This is a genomic window from Mucilaginibacter sp., assembly GCF_028288185.1.
In the GTDB taxonomy this organism is placed as follows: domain Bacteria; phylum Bacteroidota; class Bacteroidia; order Sphingobacteriales; family Sphingobacteriaceae; genus Mucilaginibacter.
This window is the reverse complement of the sequence record NZ_JAQBOF010000024.1, coordinates 68389-90418: the sequence shown is the minus strand read 5'-3', so window position 1 is coordinate 90418 and position 22030 is coordinate 68389. Positions and strand designations below refer to the sequence as shown.

At 40.6% G+C, this 22030-nt stretch carries 21 protein-coding genes; 10 read left to right on the top strand and 11 right to left on the bottom strand.

Translation table 11 applies throughout. The features are described 5' to 3' along the window. Positions 1 to 158 precede the first annotated feature (158 nt). The gene (locus JWQ34_RS09545; RefSeq protein ID WP_299356894.1) at positions 159 to 995 is read left to right on the top strand and encodes a sugar phosphate isomerase/epimerase; all 837 of its coding nucleotides are present in this window, start codon (positions 159 to 161) and stop codon (positions 993 to 995) included. Positions 996 to 997: 2 nt separating this feature from the next. Here JWQ34_RS09545 and JWQ34_RS09540 read toward each other — a convergent pair whose 3' ends face one another. The 6 genes from JWQ34_RS09540 to JWQ34_RS09515 all read right to left on the bottom strand — a co-directional run bounded on the left by JWQ34_RS09540 (position 998) and on the right by JWQ34_RS09515 (position 6351). Beyond that, positions 998 to 1309 carry a hypothetical protein gene (locus tag JWQ34_RS09540; protein WP_299356892.1) on the bottom strand — a complete coding sequence of 104 codons (312 nt, stop codon included), beginning with the start codon at positions 1307 to 1309 and terminating at the stop codon, positions 998 to 1000. A gap of 480 nt (positions 1310 to 1789) precedes the next feature. Beyond that, a complete protein-coding gene (locus JWQ34_RS09535) occupies positions 1790 to 3049 on the bottom strand; it encodes an MFS transporter (RefSeq protein WP_299356890.1) in 1260 nt (419 codons plus the stop codon). Between the two features lie 35 nt (positions 3050 to 3084). Continuing rightward, on the bottom strand, positions 3085 to 3516 hold the full coding sequence (locus tag JWQ34_RS09530) for a MarR family transcriptional regulator (protein WP_299356888.1): 432 nt from the start codon (positions 3514 to 3516) through the stop codon (positions 3085 to 3087). Between the two features lie 102 nt (positions 3517 to 3618). Next, a complete protein-coding gene (locus JWQ34_RS09525; protein WP_299356886.1) occupies positions 3619 to 4110 on the bottom strand; it encodes a DUF1801 domain-containing protein in 492 nt (163 codons plus the stop codon). A gap of 217 nt (positions 4111 to 4327) precedes the next feature. After that, the gene (locus JWQ34_RS09520; RefSeq protein WP_299356884.1) at positions 4328 to 5329 is read right to left on the bottom strand and encodes a hypothetical protein; all 1002 of its coding nucleotides are present in this window, start codon (positions 5327 to 5329) and stop codon (positions 4328 to 4330) included. Between the two features lie 26 nt (positions 5330 to 5355). Beyond that, on the bottom strand, positions 5356 to 6351 hold the full coding sequence (locus JWQ34_RS09515) for a hypothetical protein (RefSeq protein ID WP_299356882.1): 996 nt from the start codon (positions 6349 to 6351) through the stop codon (positions 5356 to 5358). Between the two features lie 163 nt (positions 6352 to 6514). Here JWQ34_RS09515 and JWQ34_RS09510 point away from each other — a divergent pair, with 163 nt between their 5' ends. From JWQ34_RS09510 to JWQ34_RS09495, 4 genes are read left to right on the top strand one after another with little or no spacing between them, the layout of a single operon-like run. Continuing rightward, positions 6515 to 10015, top strand: a complete 3501-nt coding sequence (locus JWQ34_RS09510; RefSeq protein WP_299356880.1) for a DUF4175 family protein — start codon at positions 6515 to 6517, stop codon at positions 10013 to 10015. Between the two features lies 1 nt (position 10016). After that, on the top strand, positions 10017 to 10439 hold the full coding sequence (locus tag JWQ34_RS09505; protein ID WP_299356878.1) for an ATP-binding protein: 423 nt from the start codon (positions 10017 to 10019) through the stop codon (positions 10437 to 10439). Then, complete coding sequence (ybeY, locus tag JWQ34_RS09500) at positions 10439 to 10870, top strand: rRNA maturation RNase YbeY (RefSeq protein ID WP_299356876.1); 432 nt, start codon at positions 10439 to 10441, stop codon at positions 10868 to 10870. The genes JWQ34_RS09505 and ybeY overlap by 1 nt, the downstream gene beginning before the upstream one ends. 44 nt (positions 10871 to 10914) lie before the next feature. Further along, complete coding sequence (locus JWQ34_RS09495) at positions 10915 to 11427, top strand: glutathione peroxidase (protein ID WP_299356874.1); 513 nt, start codon at positions 10915 to 10917, stop codon at positions 11425 to 11427. A gap of 89 nt (positions 11428 to 11516) precedes the next feature. Here the strand turns inward: JWQ34_RS09495 and JWQ34_RS09490 are convergent, their stop codons facing one another. The 5 genes from JWQ34_RS09490 to JWQ34_RS09470 all read right to left on the bottom strand — a co-directional run bounded on the left by JWQ34_RS09490 (position 11517) and on the right by JWQ34_RS09470 (position 15287). Continuing rightward, a complete protein-coding gene (locus tag JWQ34_RS09490) occupies positions 11517 to 12083 on the bottom strand; it encodes a TetR/AcrR family transcriptional regulator (protein WP_299356872.1) in 567 nt (188 codons plus the stop codon). 75 nt (positions 12084 to 12158) lie between these two features. After that, positions 12159 to 12920: an MlaD family protein gene (locus tag JWQ34_RS09485; protein ID WP_299356870.1), complete on the bottom strand. Its 762-nt coding sequence runs from the start codon at positions 12918 to 12920 to the stop codon at positions 12159 to 12161. Then, positions 12917 to 13708 carry an ABC transporter ATP-binding protein gene (locus JWQ34_RS09480; RefSeq protein ID WP_299356868.1) on the bottom strand — a complete coding sequence of 264 codons (792 nt, stop codon included), beginning with the start codon at positions 13706 to 13708 and terminating at the stop codon, positions 12917 to 12919. Before JWQ34_RS09480 ends, JWQ34_RS09485 begins: the two co-directional genes overlap by 4 nt. 3 nt (positions 13709 to 13711) lie before the next feature. Then, positions 13712 to 14491, bottom strand: coding sequence for an ABC transporter permease (locus tag JWQ34_RS09475; RefSeq protein ID WP_299356866.1), 780 nt, complete (start codon positions 14489 to 14491; stop codon positions 13712 to 13714). Between the two features lie 82 nt (positions 14492 to 14573). Next, a complete protein-coding gene (locus tag JWQ34_RS09470; RefSeq protein WP_299356864.1) occupies positions 14574 to 15287 on the bottom strand; it encodes a pirin family protein in 714 nt (237 codons plus the stop codon). A gap of 85 nt (positions 15288 to 15372) precedes the next feature. Here JWQ34_RS09470 and JWQ34_RS09465 point away from each other — a divergent pair, with 85 nt between their 5' ends. The 5 genes from JWQ34_RS09465 (at position 15373) to JWQ34_RS09445 (ending at position 21996) form a co-directional block, all read left to right on the top strand. Then, positions 15373 to 16032, top strand: a complete 660-nt coding sequence (locus tag JWQ34_RS09465; protein WP_299356862.1) for an NAD(P)H-binding protein — start codon at positions 15373 to 15375, stop codon at positions 16030 to 16032. Next, the gene (locus JWQ34_RS09460; protein ID WP_299356860.1) at positions 16029 to 17897 is read left to right on the top strand and encodes an ABC-F family ATP-binding cassette domain-containing protein; all 1869 of its coding nucleotides are present in this window, start codon (positions 16029 to 16031) and stop codon (positions 17895 to 17897) included. Before JWQ34_RS09465 ends, JWQ34_RS09460 begins: the two co-directional genes overlap by 4 nt. Continuing rightward, positions 17898 to 18140, top strand: a complete 243-nt coding sequence (locus tag JWQ34_RS09455) for a hypothetical protein (RefSeq protein WP_299356858.1) — start codon at positions 17898 to 17900, stop codon at positions 18138 to 18140. A 231-nt stretch (positions 18141 to 18371) separates the two neighbouring features. Further along, positions 18372 to 20237 carry a tRNA uridine-5-carboxymethylaminomethyl(34) synthesis enzyme MnmG gene (mnmG, locus tag JWQ34_RS09450; protein ID WP_299356856.1) on the top strand — a complete coding sequence of 622 codons (1866 nt, stop codon included), beginning with the start codon at positions 18372 to 18374 and terminating at the stop codon, positions 20235 to 20237. Positions 20238 to 20349: 112 nt separating this feature from the next. Beyond that, a complete protein-coding gene (locus JWQ34_RS09445) occupies positions 20350 to 21996 on the top strand; it encodes an Ig-like domain-containing protein (protein ID WP_299356854.1) in 1647 nt (548 codons plus the stop codon). The last annotated feature ends 34 nt before the right edge of the window (positions 21997 to 22030 follow it).

The following is a 22030-nucleotide window of genomic DNA, read 5'->3' as shown; positions in this document are numbered from 1 at the left end:
TAGGTACATTTAGCGGAATTTTCTTGTTGGGAAATTATTAAGGTTATATTGTGGGAACATTAGGAATAAGCGACCTATATGTTGTTTTTAACGAACCCCATTACGCCCAAACGCAAATTAAACTTAGCTATGGGCGAGTAACTTTTAACATTACACGCATGAAAAACCGCAGAGACTTTTTGAAAAACATGGGCGCATTAACCGTTGGATCGGTATTGTTGTCGTCCTATAAGTATGCCCCTAAAAGGGTTAAAGACGCAGGTATACAGTTATATACTTTCCGCCAGGAAATGCTGGCAGACCCTAAAGGCACCTTAAAAATAATTGCCGACCTGGGTATTAAACAAGTAGAATCGGCGGCAAGCGCTAAAGGTTTGTTTTATGGTTTAACACCAACCGAAATGAAACAAACCTGTAGAGACCTTGGCCTTACCTTGCGCAGCGCCCATTGTGGTATTGATGCCAACTGGCAAAAAACTATTGATCAGGCCGCAGAATCAGGACAGGAGTATTTAGTTTGTTCTACCATTCCTTATGCAGGCGCTACACAATCTAACTATCAACGTATAGCAGATCGCTTTAACACAGCCGGAGAAGAATGCAGAAAAGCAGGTATAAAATTTGGCTACCACAACCACGATTACGAATTTAAAGAAGATGGTGGTTTAGTATTATATGATGTATTATTGGTAAACACTGATCCCGAATTGGTATACATGGAAATGGATTTGGGTTGGGTGGTTGCTGCCGGCAAGGATCCGTTAAAATATTTTAAAGATTATGAGGGCCGTTTCCCGCTATGGCACTTAAAAGACATGAAAGGTAAAAATAGTGTAGAGTTTGGTAAAGGCACCCTTGATATTACCGGCCTGCTTAAACAGAGTAAAGAAGCTGGTATGAAATATTTCTTTATCGAGCAAGAGGAGTATCCTGCAGGATCGCCTTTGGCCAGTATGAAGATAAACATGGAATATCTTAATAAGCTAGACGTTTAGTTTTACATAGCCACACTATGCCCGGGGCGTGGGTCCTCGGGCAATATTTCCATCTCGGGGAATTCAATATACTCTGCATACCATTGTATGGCACCTACCACATCCAGGGCATCCTCGGCAGAGATGTCAATAGTTTCAAAAGCATATAGTTTATTATTGGCGTAACCAAACAGCTGTATTTCGTTTGCGTTAGGCTCAAACCTATCCTCATTAAGACAATACACCCTTATTTTCAAGCCGGTATCTCTTGAATGAATGATGTCTCTGCATGGGTCATTTGGATCGGTTGCTAATAGATATACATTGTACTCCATGTTTTTTAAACAACACTTATCGTGTATAGTTTCAGGTTTTTATTTATTGGGTGATAATTTTATGTTGTTTGTAAACACGTTAAATAAAGATCTGCCATTACTTATAAAAACAACATCAATGGGACAATTTGTGCAAAACATGCCCTGATTGGGGGAATTATTTCTTTATCAGCGATTCCCCAATTCTATTAAAACACTGCTTTTTAGCCGTGTGTAACCCCCGTATTACAGTTGGCATTTCTTTTGTCTATATGGTGATAACCCTCCCAAAAGGGTTGTTTTTCATAGGTAGATGTAGGGTCGAAGTACTGCGAGAGTTTTTCGGCCCTTTTTAAACCCTCCGGGAATCGTGATAAACTAAATTTGCCCCTTTTTAAATACTATATAATGAAGCAGGCCGCCCATAAAAAGGCGGTCTGTTTGTTTATACCTAAGTTTTTTATTGTGATCCTTATCTCTTGTACCATGCCCTTCCACCGGTTAAACCGCTGCAACAACCACCGGCTCAACCATTTGCTTCTTACGCAACGCCTTTAGTTTTTCGCGGCGCAGGTAACGCCAGTGCAGCAGGCCTATCAATAATGCGGCGATGCCCTCGCCCATTAGCGTGTCTGTTGTGCCAACCCATTTAGATATGGCACCAACCAGCAAACCACCCAATGGCTGCATCCCGAAGAACGCCATAGCATAAAAACTAATTACCCGGCCGCGCATGTTTTGGGCAACGGTAGTTTGTATCAAAGTGTTGCTTACCGTGATCTGCGACATCATACCGAAACCGGCTATAGTAACAAACAATAGCGCCAATGGGTAGCTTTGCTGGTGCGAGAACAATACCAACCCCGCGCCAAACACAAGGGTGCTGATGAATAAGATCTTCTTTAAATTGGCCCCCGGTTTTTGCGATGCCAGGAATATAGCGCCGGAAAATGCACCCAGGCCAATAAAACTATCTATAATGCCAAAGGTGGTAGCAGTGCCTTTAAAAACATCGCGGGCATAATAGGGTATTAAGGTACTAAACGGCAGTACCAAAAGGCTAATCAACGCCAGCATAACCAATACAAATAAGATAGATGGTGTCCGTTTAATGTAGGATAACCCTTCGCGCAATTCGCCAAATACATTTTTGGGATGAGGCTTATTTATATATTTCGGCAAACGCATCATTAACAACGACCCTATAACAGCTATAAAACTTATGGTGTTGCCAACAAAACAGGCACCATCGCCCCAGGCTTCTAATATCAACCCCGCTATTGCCGGACCAATCAGTCGGGACAAATTAACCATTGACGAATTTAACGCCAGCGCGTTTGGCAAATCGTTTTTATCTTCGATCATTTCATAAACCAACGATTGCCTTGCCGGGACATCAAATGCGTTAATAATACCCAGCATTACGCTTAACGACAATATCTCCCAAACTTCATACTGTTTTAATAATATTAAAATCGCCAGCAACCCCGCTTGTAGCATGGAGGCTACTTGCGTAGTCAGCAATACACGGTAACGGTTATACCGATCAGACACTACGCCGCCTATCAGCGAAAATAAAAATGATGGGAACTGGCTGGCGAATAATGTTACCCCCAACATAAATGTAGAGTGTGTAAGCGTATAAATAACCCAGCTTACCGCAGTTTTTTGCATCCACGTACCGATTAACGATACGGATTGCCCTATAAAGTATAGCCGGTAGTTACGGCTTTTAAATGCTCTGAAAGTATTGATGTTCATTAATGTCTCCTCTTGTCCCTCTCCCTAAAAAGGCGTTACTCAAAATCAACAATTTTGGTTAACGGTATTAATACTTGTTTTAATAACTCCTGCTCGTGCTCGCTGCAGGTTTGAGTTATGGCTTTGGACAGCCATTGGTCGCGCTCATTACGCATTTGCAATAGTAGGCGTTCGCCCTCGACAGTCAGGCTAATGTTTACTTTGCGCTTATCTGTTTTGGATGCCGTTCGGGTAATACAACCCAATTGGAGCAGGTGATTCAAGATGGTAGACATGGATTGATTGGTGATCTTTTCCATTGCCGCCAGTTTGCTGGGTAACATTGCTTTGTGTTGATAAAGCAAAGAAAGTGTAGAGCGTTCAGTCAGTGACAGTTGCTGTCCGGTTACCGATTCTTTGCGTAATTTTTTGATCAACCGGCCAACAACGGTGCGTAGGTCTGATACAAATTCAAGGTTCTTATCCATTATAGTAAGTAAAACTAATAAGTTTGTCTTACAAAGATAGGGTAGAATTGAAAATGCTTTATCATGTGGAAGTAAATAGATTTGACAACTTTTAAAAAGTTGTCAAATCTTAGGGTTCTTCTTCGCAACAACCATCCCCGGCCTTTTCTTAACAGGCGAAATAGATTTGGTAACCGTTGTGCCCTTTGGTGCCTTGTCTATATCCTTTGCCTTGTCTAAAACATAAGCGTGGGCATTAGCCATCAATAGTTTAATATAGTCTTGCGGCAGGTCCGACTTTTCTTTAATCTTGATGTAGCGGTACTGGCTGCCATTGCCCAATAATATTTTCTGTGGATCATCAATTTTTGCGCCCCAGTAAAATCCAAAATGTGCCGACTCATCGCCATAAACCGCGACAGAGCAAAAGGTATCACCCAGTTTATGAGATAACGACCAGCCAAATGCCAGCGCGTTATAATTGTCATAGATCAGCTCATTACAATCCGGGTACTGATCCCAGATAAAGTCGCGCAGCCATAGGGCCAGGTCCTGCATTTGGGGAGAGAAAGGGCGCAGGAATAGTAAGAGTTCGGTATTATCTGCTTTTGCCATAATAACTAAATGTAACAGTTTAAGAGCCATCGGCTCGACAAATATTTAATTCACCGGGTTAAAACCCGGTGAATTAAATAGATCTTTTGATTAAGTGCCATAGGCACGATTCATATAATATGCACCGTGCCTACGGCACTCCGTTTTGTTTTCTGTAAATGTTCAACGGGTTAAAACCCGTTGCTATAATATTGGCCGAGGCTACGCCTCTTTAAACTTACTCATTATCCAAATAATTCAGCCGCCACTGGTCACTAAAAAACCCCGCGTTCTCAATCTTCCCCGGGTGTACAAAATCCGGTGGGGTTTTCAAATCAACCACGGCCCAATCCGGCAGCATGGGTATTTGTTTGGAATTGTTCTGGTACGCATCCTCCCTAAAAGTAAACCCGCTGTTTAATACGATGTAATGTTTTTGGTTTAGTGGATTAGGGTAGATCATGATTAGTGCGTGATCTTTAGCTGGATAAGCTACGTTTCTAACGCTAATATTATCTGCCGACCATTTTATGGGTAATTTATCTTTTATTTTAGCTATCAGCTTATTGCTTTGAGCATCGCCAAAGGCTATTAAGTTTGCCGACATATCAGCATCTGTAATTTCATTATCCAATTTAACAACCGGGTCGCCGCGAAACTGCATGCGCCATTGTTCTATAAAGCGGTTCATTTCGGCTTTGCTCCATTGATCAAACATAGTATTTTTACTAACGCCGGATGGCTTTACTACGATAAAAGCCGAAGTAAATGCATCATCAATTGGACCCTGTAAGTTGTGCTTTTTATTAACCCAAAAGGGCTTTTCAGGCCCTTCCGCCCACGACCCTTTTCCATTTTTGAGTTCACTTGTATAGGCTAAATGAAAGCGCAAAGTATCATTCAATGAATGTATTTTGGCTTGGTGTACCTCCTTATTAATAGAGATATTTAAATTATCTCCTGCTTTAAATTTTTCCGGCAATTGATTTAACCTTATGCTAAATGATATAACGTTATGCGCTTCCAGCACCAGAGTGTTTTCAAAAATTTTTCCTTTTAAGCTTGTTTTTTCCCATTGCTTGTATAACCCGTCAACCTGCAACCAATACATGCTGTTATATTTCAAAGTATAGGTGGTAAAATTAATTTCAGCCGGCGGTGGGTTTTTACCTTTTGCCTGGTCAATCGCCAACAAGCTATCAACCGTTTTAGCAGCCTGCTTGGTATATCCGTGGCCCATGTTAAGCCCCCAAATTCGGTTCAGTTTTAAACCTCGTTCCTCATGGCTACTTCCATTACATCGGCAGCTTGTTGTTGTGGATCTTTGTCGCCGTTATAGGCGTGTAGCGGTAGGTTAGCTAGGTTGCTGGCGTAGTCGGTACAATCATATAAATGCCAAAGCTTTTGCTCGTACCAGGTAGGGTGCAATTTTTCGTGACCAAATTTGTCCATAAAATCAACCGTTTCAGAGAAACCGGCACCGGGGTTTGCCGCCAGCCACATATCCGGGTAATGTACCGCGAAATGCCAGGCCGCCGCGCCGCCCATAGAGAAACCGCGATCAAACAACCCGTTATCATTTATCTTATATTTCTTTTTTACATCGGCCATAGCCTCCAGCACATCAACCTCGCCAGCCATTTTAAAAGCGTTGCAATATCGGCCATAGGGATAAAGCATGATGGTATTTTTCATGGCAGGCATTGATCCTGTAAAACCTTTGCCCCCGGCAATAAAGCTTACTTCGCCCAATGTTTCACCACGTCCATGAAACCACAATGATAGATCAAACGCCGGTCCGCTTGCCGAATAATTATCAGGCACCATAACCCCATAAGGTTGTACAGATCCATCTATTTTAGAGATGTAGCCACGCACAACTTCGCCTTTCTGGGTCGTCCAGGGTGCTTTTTTGTCGCTCAGCTCCTTTGCCCTTGCTAAGCCTTCCTGTAATAATTTTTTGCCGGATACTATATCTCGTGCTGAGAAAAACTCATTGTATTTTAAGGCATAATCTACCGCTTTATAATAGATCATTACATCGGGCAGCAATGCGGTTATAGATGGGTCCTTCTTTTGTTTTAGTGTTTCTATATTTTTACCTAGTTCGCGCAAGTAGGTGCCTAACTCCTCGCGGTCATTGTCGCCTAGTTCAACACCATCGGGTGGTATCCTTTTTACTTTAGTTAGAGCTAATTGTTGTGAAAATGCTGAAGTACAGCATACTATAAAAGCAAACAAATAGGTAAGGAAGCGGTTCATGGTAATTGGTTATACAATAAATGTAAACATCTTACCCTAATTTGCTATTTATTAGCTCTTTATTTTTACTTATCTTAGTTTCCCGGTTTAAATTTTAATAATATATAATTTACTGTGCTTTTTGCAGTTTAAAGATTTAATACCAGTATTTTAGTAACGAAATATGCATTCGACTGAAAACTACGACATACTGATTACCAAGATCAATACTTTTATTAAAAAGTATTACCTGAACAACCTGCTGCGCGGGCTGATATTTTTGGGCGCGGGTTTGTTTTCGGCGTATGTAGTTATTACGCTGAGCGAGTATTTCGGCAATTTTAATTCGCTTTTTCGGGGCGTACTTTTTTATGGGTTCATCCTGCTTAACGTGGGATTGATAGGCTGGCTGGTTATCCCATCACTAATGGCTTATCTTAAATTAGGGCATACCATAACCCACGATGAAGCTGCCGAAATTATAGGCAAACACTTTAGTGATGTTAATGATAAATTGCTTAACACCCTTCAGCTTAAAAAACTGGCCGGCGAGGATGTGCGCCACCGGGCTTTAATTGAAGCCAGCATCGATCAAAAAATTGAAAATTTAAAGCCGGTTCGTTTTCCATCAGCAGTAAACATAAAAGATAATACCCGGTACTTGAAATGGATATTAACGCCCGTGGCGATTATAATAATTATTGGTTTAGCGGCACCATCTATTTTAACCGAAAGCACTAAAAAGATAATACGCCATAACGAGTACTTTGCGCCTGTAGCACCGTTTCAATTTGTGGTCCTAAATGAAAATTTAAACGCCGTGCAGGGCGAGGATCTAAAACTCGACCTAAAACTGCAGGGCAACCAACTCCCTGCCGATGTTTATGTGGAAACCGCCAGCAATACCTTTAAGCTGGATAAAGAAAATATAAGCAAATTTCACTATCTGTTTACAAACCTGCAGCAAAACACCACATTCAGGTTGGTGGGTAATGGCTTTACGTCTAAGCCCTATGAAATAAAGGTTAACCTGCGCCCGTCCTTATTACATTTTGATGTCGAGTTGCAATATCCAGCTTATTTGCATAAAAAAAATGAGAGCCTGGCCAATGCCGGCGATTTGACCATACCTGCCGGCACAACGGTTAAATGGCTGTTCCATACCCAAAATACTACGGCGCTTTCGTTCGAAATGAATGAGCAATTGCATGGATTAAGCCCGGTTAGTGCCGATCTGTTTGAGCATACCGAGCGGGTTAACAAACCATCCATCTATAAATTAAACCCGCAGAACGCTTTTGTAAAGCAAAGTGATTCGGCATCGTACCGCATCAATACCATTGCTGATGAACCGCCATCTATTAACGTAGATGAAAAGCCGGATTCTGTTAGTCGCCAGGCATTTTATTTTAATGGTAAGATCCAGGACGATCATGGCTTTTCGTCATTAACGTTCCATTATAAAACAGGTGCTCCGGGCGATAAGGGTAACGATATTATTAAATCGGTTAAAGCCGATCTGAACCAATCATTGGCTGATTTCTTTTATTTCTGGAACCTGAAAGAGCTGGGCATAAAGCCCGGCGACCAGGTAACGTACTTTTTCGAGGTGGCTGATAATGATAATGTTAACGGCCCTAAGAAAGCACGGAGTACCGAGCGCACCCTGCACATGTCCGATGAAAATCAGCTTCGTGATGAATTAAACGCAGGCACGACAGGTGTAAAGCAAAAAATGCAATCGGCTATTAAGCTGGCCGACCAGATAGAGCGTGACTCGAAAAAACTGGATCAGCTTTTATTGAATAAAAACACACTATCGTTCGATGAAAAGAAACAGGTAGAGGATCTGTTGCAAAAAAGGAAAGAGCTGGACGACCTGGTAAAACAAATACAGGACGAAAACAAAAAGAACTTATATAACCGCCGCGAAAACGATCAGCAAAGCAAAGATCTATTGGAAGAGCAAAAGCAAATTGAGAATCTGCTTAATAATGTGCTCGACCCAAAAACAAAAGAATTGTTGCAACGTTTACAACAATTAATGCAGCAAGAGCAAAAGGATGGTACGCGTAATGAATTGTCTAAAATGCAGATGGACAATAAATCATTAAAGAAAGAGCTCGACCGTATGCTGGCGCTGTATAAAAAACTGGAGTTTGATCAAAAGCTAAATCAAAATATTAACCAGTTAAAAAAACTGGCCGACAAACAGCAGAAACTAGCCGAGGAAACCAAGCAGGCCGATAATCAGCAAAAACCAGGCGCTAATAACAAGCAAGCCAACGATCAGCAAAAACAGGCTGACGATAAACAACAGAAAGCCGGTGACGATAAAAAAGCTGATGACAAACAACAAAAAGCCGGCGATGATAACAAAACCGATAAAGACCAAGCTGACCGGCTGCAACAACAACAGCAAAATTTAAACAAGGAGTTTGAGGATATTAAAAAATCTTTAAAAGAGTTGGACAATGCTGAAAACAAACAGGATTTTAAAAATCCGCAGAAAGAAGAAAACAGCATTCAGAATAAAATGCAGGAAAGCTCTGACCATTTAGCGAAGAACAACAAGCAAAAAGCATCGCAATCTCAACAGGAGTCGGCACAACAAATGCAGCAAATGGCTCAACAAATGGAGCAGGACCAGCAAGAAGAAGAAGCCAAACAAATTGAGGTGGATGCAAGACAATTGCGCGAGTTATTGAAAAGTTTGGTTAATAGCTCATTTAGCCAGGAAAAGGTGATGGAATCGTTAAGAAGCATAAGCCCGTCCGATCCAAATTATGTTACTTTAGCACAATCGCAAAAAAACATAAAGGATAATTTAAAAACTGCCGAGGATAGTTTATTTTCGCTGAGTAAACGCATCCCGCAGATACAATCAACCGTAAACCGAGAAATAAGCACTATTAATACACAGATAGATAATTCGTTAGAAAGCCTGGGCGAACGCAGAACCGCCGAAGCAAATCGCAGCCAGCAATATGCCATGACATCAATGAACAACCTGGCTTTGATGCTGGCCGATGCGTTGTCGCAATTGCAAAATAAAATGAGCTCTAAAAGCGGCAAGGGTAAAGGTAAGCAGATGTCGGTGTCGCAATTGAGGCAGATGGAGGAGAAGCTAAGCCAAAACATGCAAAAAATGCGCGACCAAATGCAAAAAGAAGGCAACAAGCCCCAACCGGGTCAGCAGGGACAACAAGGGCAAGGTAAGGGCCAAAACGGACAAGGAAATGATCAGCGCGGGCAGATGAGCGAGCAGTTAGCTAAAATGGCACGCGAGCAGCAAATGATAAGACAGGCTTTACAGGACTTAAACAACGAGCAAAGTAAAGATGGTGGCGCGGGTGTTAAGGATGCTGATAAAATATCCCAACAAATGGAACAAACTGAGAAGGATATCGTAAACAGGAAGATAACAGATGATGCGCTGAAGAGACAGAAGGAAATACACGTACGTTTATTAGAGGCCGAAAAAGCAGAGCAGGAAAGAGAACAAGATAAGCAACGAGAAAGCCATGTGGGAAAAGATGTGCCGCCTGGCTACATTAAAGCACTACAAGACTACCAGCAAATAAAAGAAAAACAAATTGAACAAATTAAAACGGTGCCCCCGGCCCTTAATTTGTATTACAAGCAAAAAATAAAATCGTATTTTGACCAACTTAATGCCAAATAATATGGATCAGGCACCAATTCCAGTTACAGACTTATATACATTACAACTACCATCAAACCTGGAGAGCATAAATTTATTGGAAAATTTAATAGAAGAAATTGCCGATAAATACCGTGTGGCTGATGATATTTTTGCCAATATGATGACTTGCCTTAATGAAGTTGTTACCAACGCTATTGTACATGGCAATAAATTAGACGCTAATAAAATTGTTATTGTAAATGTTGAGGTTGATGCCAAACGCGCTACCTGGACCGTTACCGATGAGGGCGAGGGTTTTGATTATAACCACCTGCCAGATCCAACTGCCGAGGAAAACCTGGAGAGTTTAACCGGTCGTGGCGTTTTTATAATTAAACACCTTGCAGACCAATGCGTATTTAATACCAAAGGCAACGAGGTTGAACTGCTATTTAAATTATAATGCCCGCTATCCATTTTTTTGAAGAAGATATAACCTACAAGCTAAAAAACAAACTAAAAGTACGGCAATGGATAACCGATACTATTATTGCCGAGGGTTTTAAATTACAGGAGCTTACCTATATTTTTTGTTCGGACGCTTATTTGCTACAGATCAATCAGCAATATTTGGATCATGACACCTATACAGATATCATCACTTTTGATAACTCTGAGTATGAGGGCGAAATAACCGGTGACATTTTTATTTCTATCCCCCGTATACAAGAGAATGCGGCCTTGTTTAAAGTATCAGAAACTGATGAGTTGCACCGTGTAATTATACATGGCGCCTTGCACTTATTAGGCTACAAAGACAAAACACCGTTGGATAACAAAAATATGACACAAAAAGAAGATCAGTATTTAGCTAAACGAAGTTTTATTAGCTAATTTTACTTTATTAATATTCAAACACGTAACCAATTTTTAACGACATGAAAATATTAGCAATTTTTTTCGCACTGCTTTTTGTAAGTGCACCAGCTTCGGTTTATGATTTTAAACTGAAAACCATTGAAGGCAAAGATTTTTCTTTAGCCAAGTACAAAGGCAAAAAAATATTAGTGGTTAATACCGCTTCAAAATGCGGCTTTACACCACAGTATAAAGAGTTAGAGCAACTGGCCGAAACCTATAAAGATAAGTTGGTTATCGTTGGCTTCCCCGCAAACAACTTTGGCGGACAAGAGCCCGGTAGCGATGCGGAAATTAAAACTTTTTGCTCAGACCTTTACAAAGTTACTTTCCCGATGAGCACCAAAGTTAGTGTTAAAGGCGATGATATTGCGCCTTTATTTAAATACTTAACCGAAACTGAAAATCCTGATTTTACAGGTGAGATCAAATGGAACTTTGAGAAATTTTTGTTAGACGAAAACGGAAAGTTAATCCACCGCTTCCGTTCTAAGGTAACACCAATGGACCCTGCTATTACAGCTAATCTATAATCGGATTTACCGATAAACAAAAAAGCCACCTAGTTTGGGTGGCTTTTTTGTTTATCATGATTTTTTTACCGACTGGTTGCTCTAGGTTTCTACATGTATTTCATCGTATCCCAAAGCATCTCATATGCCTCATTAATTATCTTCTCTTGCTCTTCCGGTTCAAACTTGGCCGAGGTTAAGTATTGATACAAACCATATACATGGCCATTAAATATGGCTATGATTAATCCAACAGGTTGCTGTTTAAGTAACTTCTTCTTAACCCCTTCTGCAATAAAGCCTGCGTAGCCAATGGTATGCTGCTCTAATGTTTCTGCCGATACCTGGGCCAAATGCGGCGATGAGTTGAATTGTTGTATATAATAAAACTTATCACGATTGTTTAGCGCCCAGTTAACCGAGTGGATAAAGATGTTTTTAAACTTGGTGGTAATAAAATCATCCCGGCTTATGATGGCTTGCAAGTTATCGGCATGCTCATCTTTAATGCGATTATAAAGCGCAACAACCAGATCCTCCTTAGTTTTATAATGATAAAACAAAGTACCGTTTGCTACCCCGGCTTCTGCGGCTATTTTAGCCGTAGGTGTCCCATGAAAACCATCCGCCACAAATAAGCGTAGTGCGGTTGCCTGAATTTGTTCTTGCTTATTCAATTGGTTATAGACTAATTAGTCTATAAATATATATAAAATTAACTTGATGTTTAAAAATTATCAGTAAAATATTTTTTATTGTTTGTCTGCGTTTTTAAGTGCTTTGTCCTGGCCCTTTTTAATCGAATCTTGTTTGGCTTTGGCTGCTTTCTTTTTCTTGTTAAAGAATCCCTTTAGTAAGAAATTGCTTTGCGCGGCTTTTAAATCTTCGTTTAATGTGGTGGTTGTTTTATGGACATTTTGCATAGTGTTTTTTGCCTGGGTTACTGTTTTTTCCATTTCACGAGCCATTTTATCATTATTTAACAAGCGCCCAATACTGCCCTTGCCACTATTTACTTTAGCAACTATTTGCGACAAGCCGTCAATAAGTGTCCCCGCATTATCGGCCATTTTGGTAAACTTGGCAATGATCTTATCCACATCAGCCGGATTAACAGAACCTATTTTGTCGCCATCATTCACCATGTCGGTTGTATTAGCGCCGCCCGGCATCAGTACAACCAGTTTATCGCCCATTAAACCATCACTGCCAATGCTCATTTTCGCATCTTTTTTAACGAATTTTTTTACATCATCATTAATGCTAAGCACCACTTGTACGGATGTATCATTAATAATATTGATATCATCAACAACGCCAACATTAATACCGGCAAAACGCACATTGTTGCCAACCTGCAGGCCGTTTACATTATTAAACCTTCCGCTTAATTTAAAAGTTGCGCTAAACAGGCTTTTTTGATTGCCTATAAAAAATATCGCCGCTATAAGCACCAACAGTCCAATAAAAGTAAAAAGGCCTATTCTTATTTTTTGTGAGGGGGTTGTTTTCATGATATATCTTTAAAAAATGATTGTACAAGTTTGTTTTTTGATTTATGCAGCTCGTCAAATGAGCCTTGGGCTATGTATTCGCCATCGTCCATGATCACAACACGATCTGCGGTTATACGCGCACATTCCATATCATGTGTAATAATGATGGAGGTAGTTTTATATCTTTTTTGCATATCCAGGATAAGCTGGCTTATTTCGCGCGATGTTATGGGGTCAAGGCCGGTAGTAGGCTCATCATAAAGCATGATCTCTGGTTTAATAATCAATGTACGAGCAAGGCCCGCTCTTTTACGCATGCCTCCAGACAGATCAGACGGCATTTTATCAATAGCTTCGGCCAATCCAACAGCCTCTAATACCTCTTCAACACGTTTATCTATTTCGCCCTGATCTTCCAATTTTAGCACTCTGGTAAGTGGAAATTCCATGTTTTCTCTAACGGTCATAGAGTCGTATAAGGCGCCGCTTTGAAACAGGAATCCTATTTTCATGCGCAGTTCTTTTAGCTCCTTATCATTCAAATCGGCAACTTCTTCTCCAAACACTTTTAATGTCCCGCCATCAGGTATCAGCATCCCTACTATACATTGTATGGTAACAGATTTTCCCTGGCCTGATCGGCCCAAAACCACCACGTTTTCGCCGCTATGTACGGTAAGGTTAATGTCTTTTAAAACATCCTTGCTTCCAAATGATTTTTTGAGGTGTATGATCTCAATAACCACTTCATTCTTATCATGGGTTTTCTTTTCTTTGGGTTCGGCTACTGCTTCTTTCTCTTCCATGATCTATTTATAAAATAATAAGCTGGTTATCTGTACAGCAATGGCATCAATAACAAATATCCATAGCGAGGCAGTTACTACGGCTGAATTAGCAGCAAGCCCCACGCTCTCTGTACCCTTGCTTGAATGAAAGCCTTTATAGCACCCTACAAAGCCAATGGCCAGGCCAAAAAATATGGTTTTAATAAAAGCGGGTAAAAAGTCGGTATAATCTAAAGATGCCAGTACCTTGGTGGCATAAAGCGATAGGCTGATATGATCGCGCAGGTTTAAAGCAAGGAAACCACCAAACAAGCCTATTACATCGCCTATTACAGATAAGAAGGGCACCATTATAGTTGTAGCCAATATGCGCGTTACAACAAGGTACTGCAGCGGATTGGCACCCGATACATCCATGGCGTCCAATTGCTCGGTAACTTTCATACTGCCTAACTCGGCACCAATACTTGAGGCAATTTTACCTGCACATATTATGGCAATAATTACAGGGCCAATTTCACGAACGAAGGATACGGAGAGGGTTTTGGGCAACATGCTTGCTGCGCCAAACTCCACAAGGGTGGGCCTTAATTGTAAAATTAAAACCACACCCATTATAAAGGAGGTAATACCAACCAGCATCATTGATCGGTATCCTATTTCATAACATTGGCGCACAAACTCAGACCATTCAAACCCGCCAACAAATATGTTTTTGATGAAACGGATAAAAAATGATACTTGTTCGCCAATGTCTTCCAGCCACTTTTTCCAGCCGGGTATAGTAATTTCTTCTGCCATGGTTATGCTATTAACGTACTAACAACAAAGTTTTGCTTAATTGTTTTTACATTCAATAAACCAGACCCATGGCAGTTGGCTTTTATTGCAGCATCGGCACTTCTATGATGAGTAGTCGGGTAGTTGCCAGGGTATCAATAGTTATCGAACTGATATCAACAACACCCAATGCGTCTTTTTTGTTTAGAACCTGGCCGTTTATTTTTACAGAACCCTCTAAAACAAATATGTACGCGCCATTGCCGGCGTTTTTTATGTCGTAATTGATGGTCTTGTCTGCTTCAAATCCACCCATCGAGAATGTCGCATCCTGGTTTATCCATAGGGCATCAACATTTTTATCGCCAGTTACCAATGTGGTAAATTCGTTTAATTTAAACGCGTCTTTAAAATCACGTTGATCATACCTTGGCTCAATGTTTTTGAACTTAGGAAACAACCAGATCTGCAAAGTATTAGCCGATTCGGTTTTCGAGTGGTTATACTCCGAGTGCTCAACACCTGTTCCGGCAGACATTACCTGTACTTCGCCCGAATGAATTACACCGATATTGCCCATGCTGTCCTTATGTTCCAGCGCGCCATGTAATGGAATAGTAATAATTTCCATATTATCATGCGGGTGGGTACCAAAGCCCATACCTCCGGCTATAATATCATCGTTTAGTACCCGTAAGGCACCAAAATGAACCTTATCCGGGTGATAATAACCCGCAAAACTAAATGAGAAATTGGCTTTTAACCATCCGTGATCGCTTGTTCCCCGCTCATTGGCAGGATAAAATATACTTTTCATATTGCTAATATTTACATGTTTAAACACACAATATTTATTCCAATAATTAATAATGTGTATTTTTGCGCAAATTTTAAGTCGATTAATGACAAAGAAAGCAATAATTGTGGGTGCAAGCGGACTAATTGGCAGTAAATTACTGGATATTTTATTAGCGCAACCAGATTATGCAGAAGTATTAATAATCGGCAGAAAAAAAAATAAAATAAAAAACACCAAAATAACACAGCTAATAGTAGTAGAGTTTGAACATTTAGACCACTATGCACCAAGTATAACAGGCGATGTTATTTTTTGTTGCCTGGGTACAACTAAAAAAGTTACCCCGGATCTGGCCGAGTATAGAAAAATAGACCATGATTACCCATTGCAGCTTGCGGAGATTGCTCTAAAAAAAGGCATAGGCCAGTATCACTTGGTTTCGGCATTGGGAGCCAATTCGAGGTCGTCAAACTTTTATACCAAAATGAAAGGCGATACCGAAGATGATATTAAAAAAGTAGGGTTAAAAAACCTGCATATTTATGAGCCATCCCTATTAATAGGGTATCGTAAAAGGTCAAGGCCCTTTGAGCGTATAGCAATCGTGATAATGAAAATAATAAGCCCGTTATTACAAGGCAGGCTAAAAAAATATAGAGCCATAAAGGCAATAGATGTGGCAAAAGCCATGTATAAACAATCATTAAAACACACATCGGGTGTATTTACTTATACATCTGATATTATAAAACAAAAAGCGTGAGTACTTATATTTCTGTAGAAAATCTTGGCCATCAGTTTCATGACAATTGGCTCTTTAAAAACATTACGCTTGGTATAAACCGGGGGCGCCGTGTTGCGCTTGTTGGTATAAATGGTGCTGGTAAATCAACCCTGTTAAAATTATTGGCCGGTCAGTTTTTACCGACTGAGGGCAAGGTTGTACAAACAAAAGATCTTAGAATGGGCTATCTGGAGCAGGATCCCGGCTTTAAGGATGCTGTTACCATAAGCGACTATATTTTCCATGCCGATAATGTGCAACAGCAAGCCATACGTAAATACGAAGAGCTTTTAGAAAACGACCCCGATAACGCAAAGGCGCTAAACGAGGTGATGGAAGAGTTGAGCGAGGTGGATGCCTGGGAGTATGAATATAAGATCAAAACCATTTTAGGCCGGTTAGATATTCATCATCTAAATCAAAGTATAACTACCCTTTCGGGTGGCCAAAAGAAACGTTTGGCCCTAGCTAAGCTCCTTATTGAGGACCCCGACCTGTATATTTTAGATGAGCCTACCAACCATTTGGATATTGATACCATTGAGTGGCTGGAGAAATTATTGACAGATGGCACAAAAACCATATTAATGGTTACGCATGATAGATATTTCCTGGATAATGTGTGTAATGAGATATTGGAGATTGATCGCGGTAAGATCATACCATACGTAGGTAACTACGGTTATTACTTAGAGCGAAAGGCAGAGCGTGAGGCCTCTGATGAAGCATCATTCCAAAAAAACTCTAATCTTTTACGAAAAGAATTGGAGTGGATGCGCCGACAACCCAAAGCCCGTGGCACCAAATCTAAATCACGCATAGACGCTTTTTATGATCTGGAGGCTAAGACACAAAACGGCGGCCCAAAGCTAACTGTCGAGTTAAGTGTTAAAACCGCACGCCAGGGTAATAAGATCATGGAGATCCATAATATAAGCAAGGCCTTTAACGGCAATACTTATGTAGATCACTTTAATTATGTATTTAAAAAAGGTGATCGTATTGGTTTAGCGGGTAAAAATGGCAGTGGTAAATCAACCCTTCTAAATATGATTACCGGTGGGTTAAAGCCGGATAGCGGCCATATAGAAAAAGGCGAAACAACAGTACTGGGCTATTTTCACCAGTCGGGTATAACGTTTAAGGAAGACGAGCGCGTTATTGACGTTGTAAAAAACGTTGCCGAGTTTATTACGATGGCTGACGGCAAGATGATCTCTGCTTCAGCCCTGCTTACTTTATTCCTGTTCCCCCCTGCTAAACAGTATGGCTTTATAGCTAAGTTGAGCGGTGGCGAGAAAAAAAGGCTGCAATTAATGAGCATCCTCATGAAGAACCCTAACTTCCTGATACTGGATGAGCCTACAAATGATCTGGATATAGATACTTTAAATGTATTAGAAGAGTTCTTAACTAACTATGGTGGTGTGTTAATGATCGTATCGCATGATAGGTACTTGCTAGATAAGTTAACCGAGCAGCTATTTATTGTTGAAGAAATGGGCCATGTACGTATCTATAACGGCAATTATTCGTCATACAGATTAGAACAGGAAGATCAAAAACAACAGGACCGCGCGGATAAGGCATCAGGTAGTACTGCCTCTTCTACATCTTCGACACCTAAAAGCAAACTGAGCTTTAAACAACAAAAGGAGATGGACACGCTGGAGAAAGACATTACAGTGTTAGAGGACCAAATAAAAGAACTGAATAAAAAGCTAAACTCGGGCATTGACAACAGCGCCATTGTAGATACAGCTAAGAAAATAAGCGACCTGACAGCCAGCCTTGATGATAAAAGCCTGCGCTGGCTGGAACTAACCGAACTAAAAGAAGCCTAAATGAAACTATCAGACGTTATAGCATCATTAGGTGTAATTATACTTTTAATAGCCTTTTTATTAAATTTATATAAGAGGACCCCGGCAAACAGCCGACTTTATACAGCCATGAATTTTATAGGCGCGGCTATGTGCGGCATATCGTCGTACATGATAAGCTTCTACCCTTTTGTGGTTTTAGAGGGCATTTGGGCGGGATTTGCATTGGCATCGTTCTTCAATGTTCCACGTGGAACAAGGTAAATTAGGTTTAAAAACCCGTAAAAACCCGCCAATGTTTACACTGAACGGCGTTGTAGCCGTAGTGGGTTGACACCAAACTACAAAAAACCGCAATGTTCCACATAAAACATTGCGTTTTGATGGGGCGTTAACCCCATCAAAACAAAAAGATAAAAACACAACATGTTCCACGTGGAACATGGGCAGAATAAAGAATACATTTAATGTTCCACGTGGAACATGGAGGTTAAGATGTTTAAGAAATACGATGTAATTGTAGTGGGTGCCGGTCATGCCGGATGCGAGGCGGCAGCTGCTGCGGCCAACTTGGGATCGTCTGTGTTATTGGTCACCATGAACATGGGCACCATTGCGCAGATGAGCTGTAACCCCGCCATGGGCGGTGTTGCTAAGGGCCAAATTGTACGGGAGATTGATGCGATGGGCGGCTATTCGGGCATCATAACGGATAAAACATCTATCCAATTCAGGATGCTTAATCTGTCTAAAGGCCCCGCTATGTGGAGCCCACGTGCTCAAAGCGACCGCATGCGCTTCGCAGAAGAATGGCGATTAGCTCTGGAAAGAACCCCAAATGTTGATTTTTGGCAGGATACGGTTAACTCATTATTAGTAACAAACAACACTATTAAGGGCGTACGTACATCCTTAGGAATAGAAATAGAGGCCGATGCTGTGGTGTTAACCAACGGCACCTTTATGAATGGTGTTATACATATAGGCGAAAAGAAATTTGGCGGTGGCCGCGCTGCCGAGAAAGCAACAACTGGTATCACCGAGCAGCTAATTACGCTTGGGTTTGAATCGGGCAGAATGAAGACCGGCACTCCCCCACGCGTTGATGGCCGCAGCCTTAACTATGCTGTTATGGAAGAGCAATGGGGCGATGAAGGAGAAAGGGGCCGCTTCTCTTACACCGATGTTGAGCAGATACAAGAGCAGCGCTGTTGCTGGATAACTTATACCAATACCAAAGTACACGAAACGCTTAAAGAAGGCTTCGAAAGATCACCCATGTTTACCGGGCGTATTAAAGGCTTAGGTCCGCGCTATTGTCCTTCTATCGAAGATAAGATCAACCGCTTTGCAGAGCGCGAACGTCACCAGATATTTGTTGAGCCGGAAGGGTTAAACACGGTCGAGATCTATGTAAATGGTTTCTCTACCTCGTTACCAGAGGATGTACAATATAAAGCATTAACCCAAATACCGGGCTTTGAGAAAGCCAAAATGTTCAGACCAGGTTATGCTATCGAATACGACTACTTCCCGCCTACCCAATTGGGACTAACATTAGAAACTAAGCTGATAAGTAATTTATATTTCGCCGGCCAGATCAACGGAACAACCGGTTATGAAGAGGCCGCATCGCAGGGTTTTATTGCAGGTATAAACGCGCATCAGAAATTAAAAGATAAGCATGAGCTGATCATGAAGCGATCAGAATCATACATTGGTGTATTGATTGACGACCTGGTAACTAAAGGCACTGAAGAGCCTTATCGTATGTTTACCTCACGAGCAGAGCATCGCTTATTATTGCGCCAGGATAATGCTGACATTAGATTAAGTCCTATCGGACATGAGCTGGGATTGATTAGCGATGAGCGTTTAGATAAGGTAAAGGCCAAAGTAAAAAGCTCTGACGATATTGTTGCCTATACCCGTACACGCTCAATAGAGCAGGACAATGTAAATGGTTTGTTGGAAGAGTTGGGCACATCATCGGTATCGCAAACAACTAAACTGTTTAATTTATTAAGTCGTCCGCAGGTTTCTATTAATGATTTAAAAGGAGTTGACTCAACGCTGAAAAATTATTTGTCAGCCTATGATAAAGAAACTATTGAGCAGGCTGAAATAAAAATCAAATATGAGAGTTATTTTGAAAAAGAAATGGATATTGTTGAGCGAATGAAAAAAATGGAGGACAAAGAAATTAATCCCGATTTTAATTATCAGCAAATGCAATCTTTATCAAAAGAGGCGCGCGAAAAATTAATGAAGATAAAACCACGTACTTTAGGCCAGGCATCCAGGATTTCGGGTGTATCGCCGTCTGATATATCGGTTTTGATGGTTCACATATCAAGATAGGGCATAAACAACTGTTAATCAATTAATTACAAATTATTAATTTTAAGCCATTATTTTTAAATCTTAATGATAATCATCGTGAAAAGTAAAAAATGGTTTATTTCGCTTAAAAATGACGTTAAATAAAAAGGGCTGGTTTTTTTATAGAAATTTATGGTTTATGATCATCGCGATGGTGGCTTTAGGCTGCGCGGTGCAGCAAAGACCTCAAGGAGGACCGCGAGACCGCGAGCCGCCAAAACTTTTAAAAGCTACGCCACCCAATTCGACACGCAACTTTGCCGCAAAAGAAATTAAACTGGATTTTGATGAGTATTTCAAATTAAATTCCCAGTTCCAGGAAATTACCGTTTTCCCGGCACCCGACAAAGCACCTGATTTTAAAATCCGTCAAAAGAGTTTGGTCATTACATTAAAAGATACGCTGCAAAAAAACACCACCTACGTTATCAATTTTGGCAAAGCCATTGGCGATGTTAATGAGAACAACATCCTGAAAAATTTTACTTACGTTTTTTCTACAGGTAATCACATCGACTCATTAAGCATGGGCGGAACAGTAATTAATACGCAAACCGGTTTAAAAGAGAAAGACATTACAGTTATGCTCTTCACTTTAAAACAGGATTCATTGCTTTTTGGTAAAAAGAAGCCCAGCATCTATACCACCACAGATTCGTTAGGAAACTTTACTTTAAAGAATTTGAAAGAGGGCGTTTATAAAATCTATGCCCTAAAAGAACAAAGCCCCGACAAGATCTATAACAACGACAACGAGCTGATAGGCTTTTCGACCAGGCTAATTAATTTTACGCACGACACATCAACCATCAATTTAAAACTATTTAAACAGTCTCCTACCAAAATAAGATTTGTAGACCGAAAGTTTACAAACGATGGTGCTATGATGTTTACCTTTAATAAACCGCTTACCAAACCATCCGCGCGTATATTATATCCGCCCGGATTGGATGAACAGAAAATTGTTGATTTTACCCGGACTGGTGATACAGCAATGGTTTATTCGAAAAACATGGATTTTGATTCGGTAAGAGTCGCGTTTTTTGATAATAACAAACCTGTAGATACTACTTCATTACGTAAGGGCCGAAAGGAAGCGTTTCAAAGAAACCTGGCATTTAGGTTTGGCATAAGTTCAACAAACCAACTAAAGCCGGGTAATGACCTGCGCGTTTATTCATCATTGCCGATAGAAACATTTGATCCTGGATTGATCACCTTAAAAGAAGATTCTAACCAGGTAAACTATACCCTTACAAAAGATACCGGCAAAACCGAAAAAACCTTTGTAATGAAGTACCGCTGGCGACAAAAAGTAGGCTATACCCTAACACTTGAACCCGGTGCTTTTACAGATATATATGGCGATAAAAACAAACGGAAAGTTCAAAAATTCACATTAAATCAGCCTGAAAACTTTAGTAATTTAACGCTAAAACTAACCGTGCCCGATACTTCAAAAATGTATGTGGTTGAATTATTAAATGACTTGGGTATCCCTTTAAAAACCGATGTAATCACTAAAAAGACGACATTGATCTATCACAATTATTATGTGGGCAAATTTACGCTACGGGTTATTTATGATGATAATCGTAATGGCAAATGGGACTCGGGCAATATAAAGGATGGCCGCCAACCTGAGAACATTTGGGTATACGATAAGCCATTTACCTTACGCCCAAATTGGGAATCGGAAGAGTCTGTAGATATACCAAAAGAGGTTATTACGCCTTAAACCACCGCACAGGAAATCGCTTTTAAACAGAAGG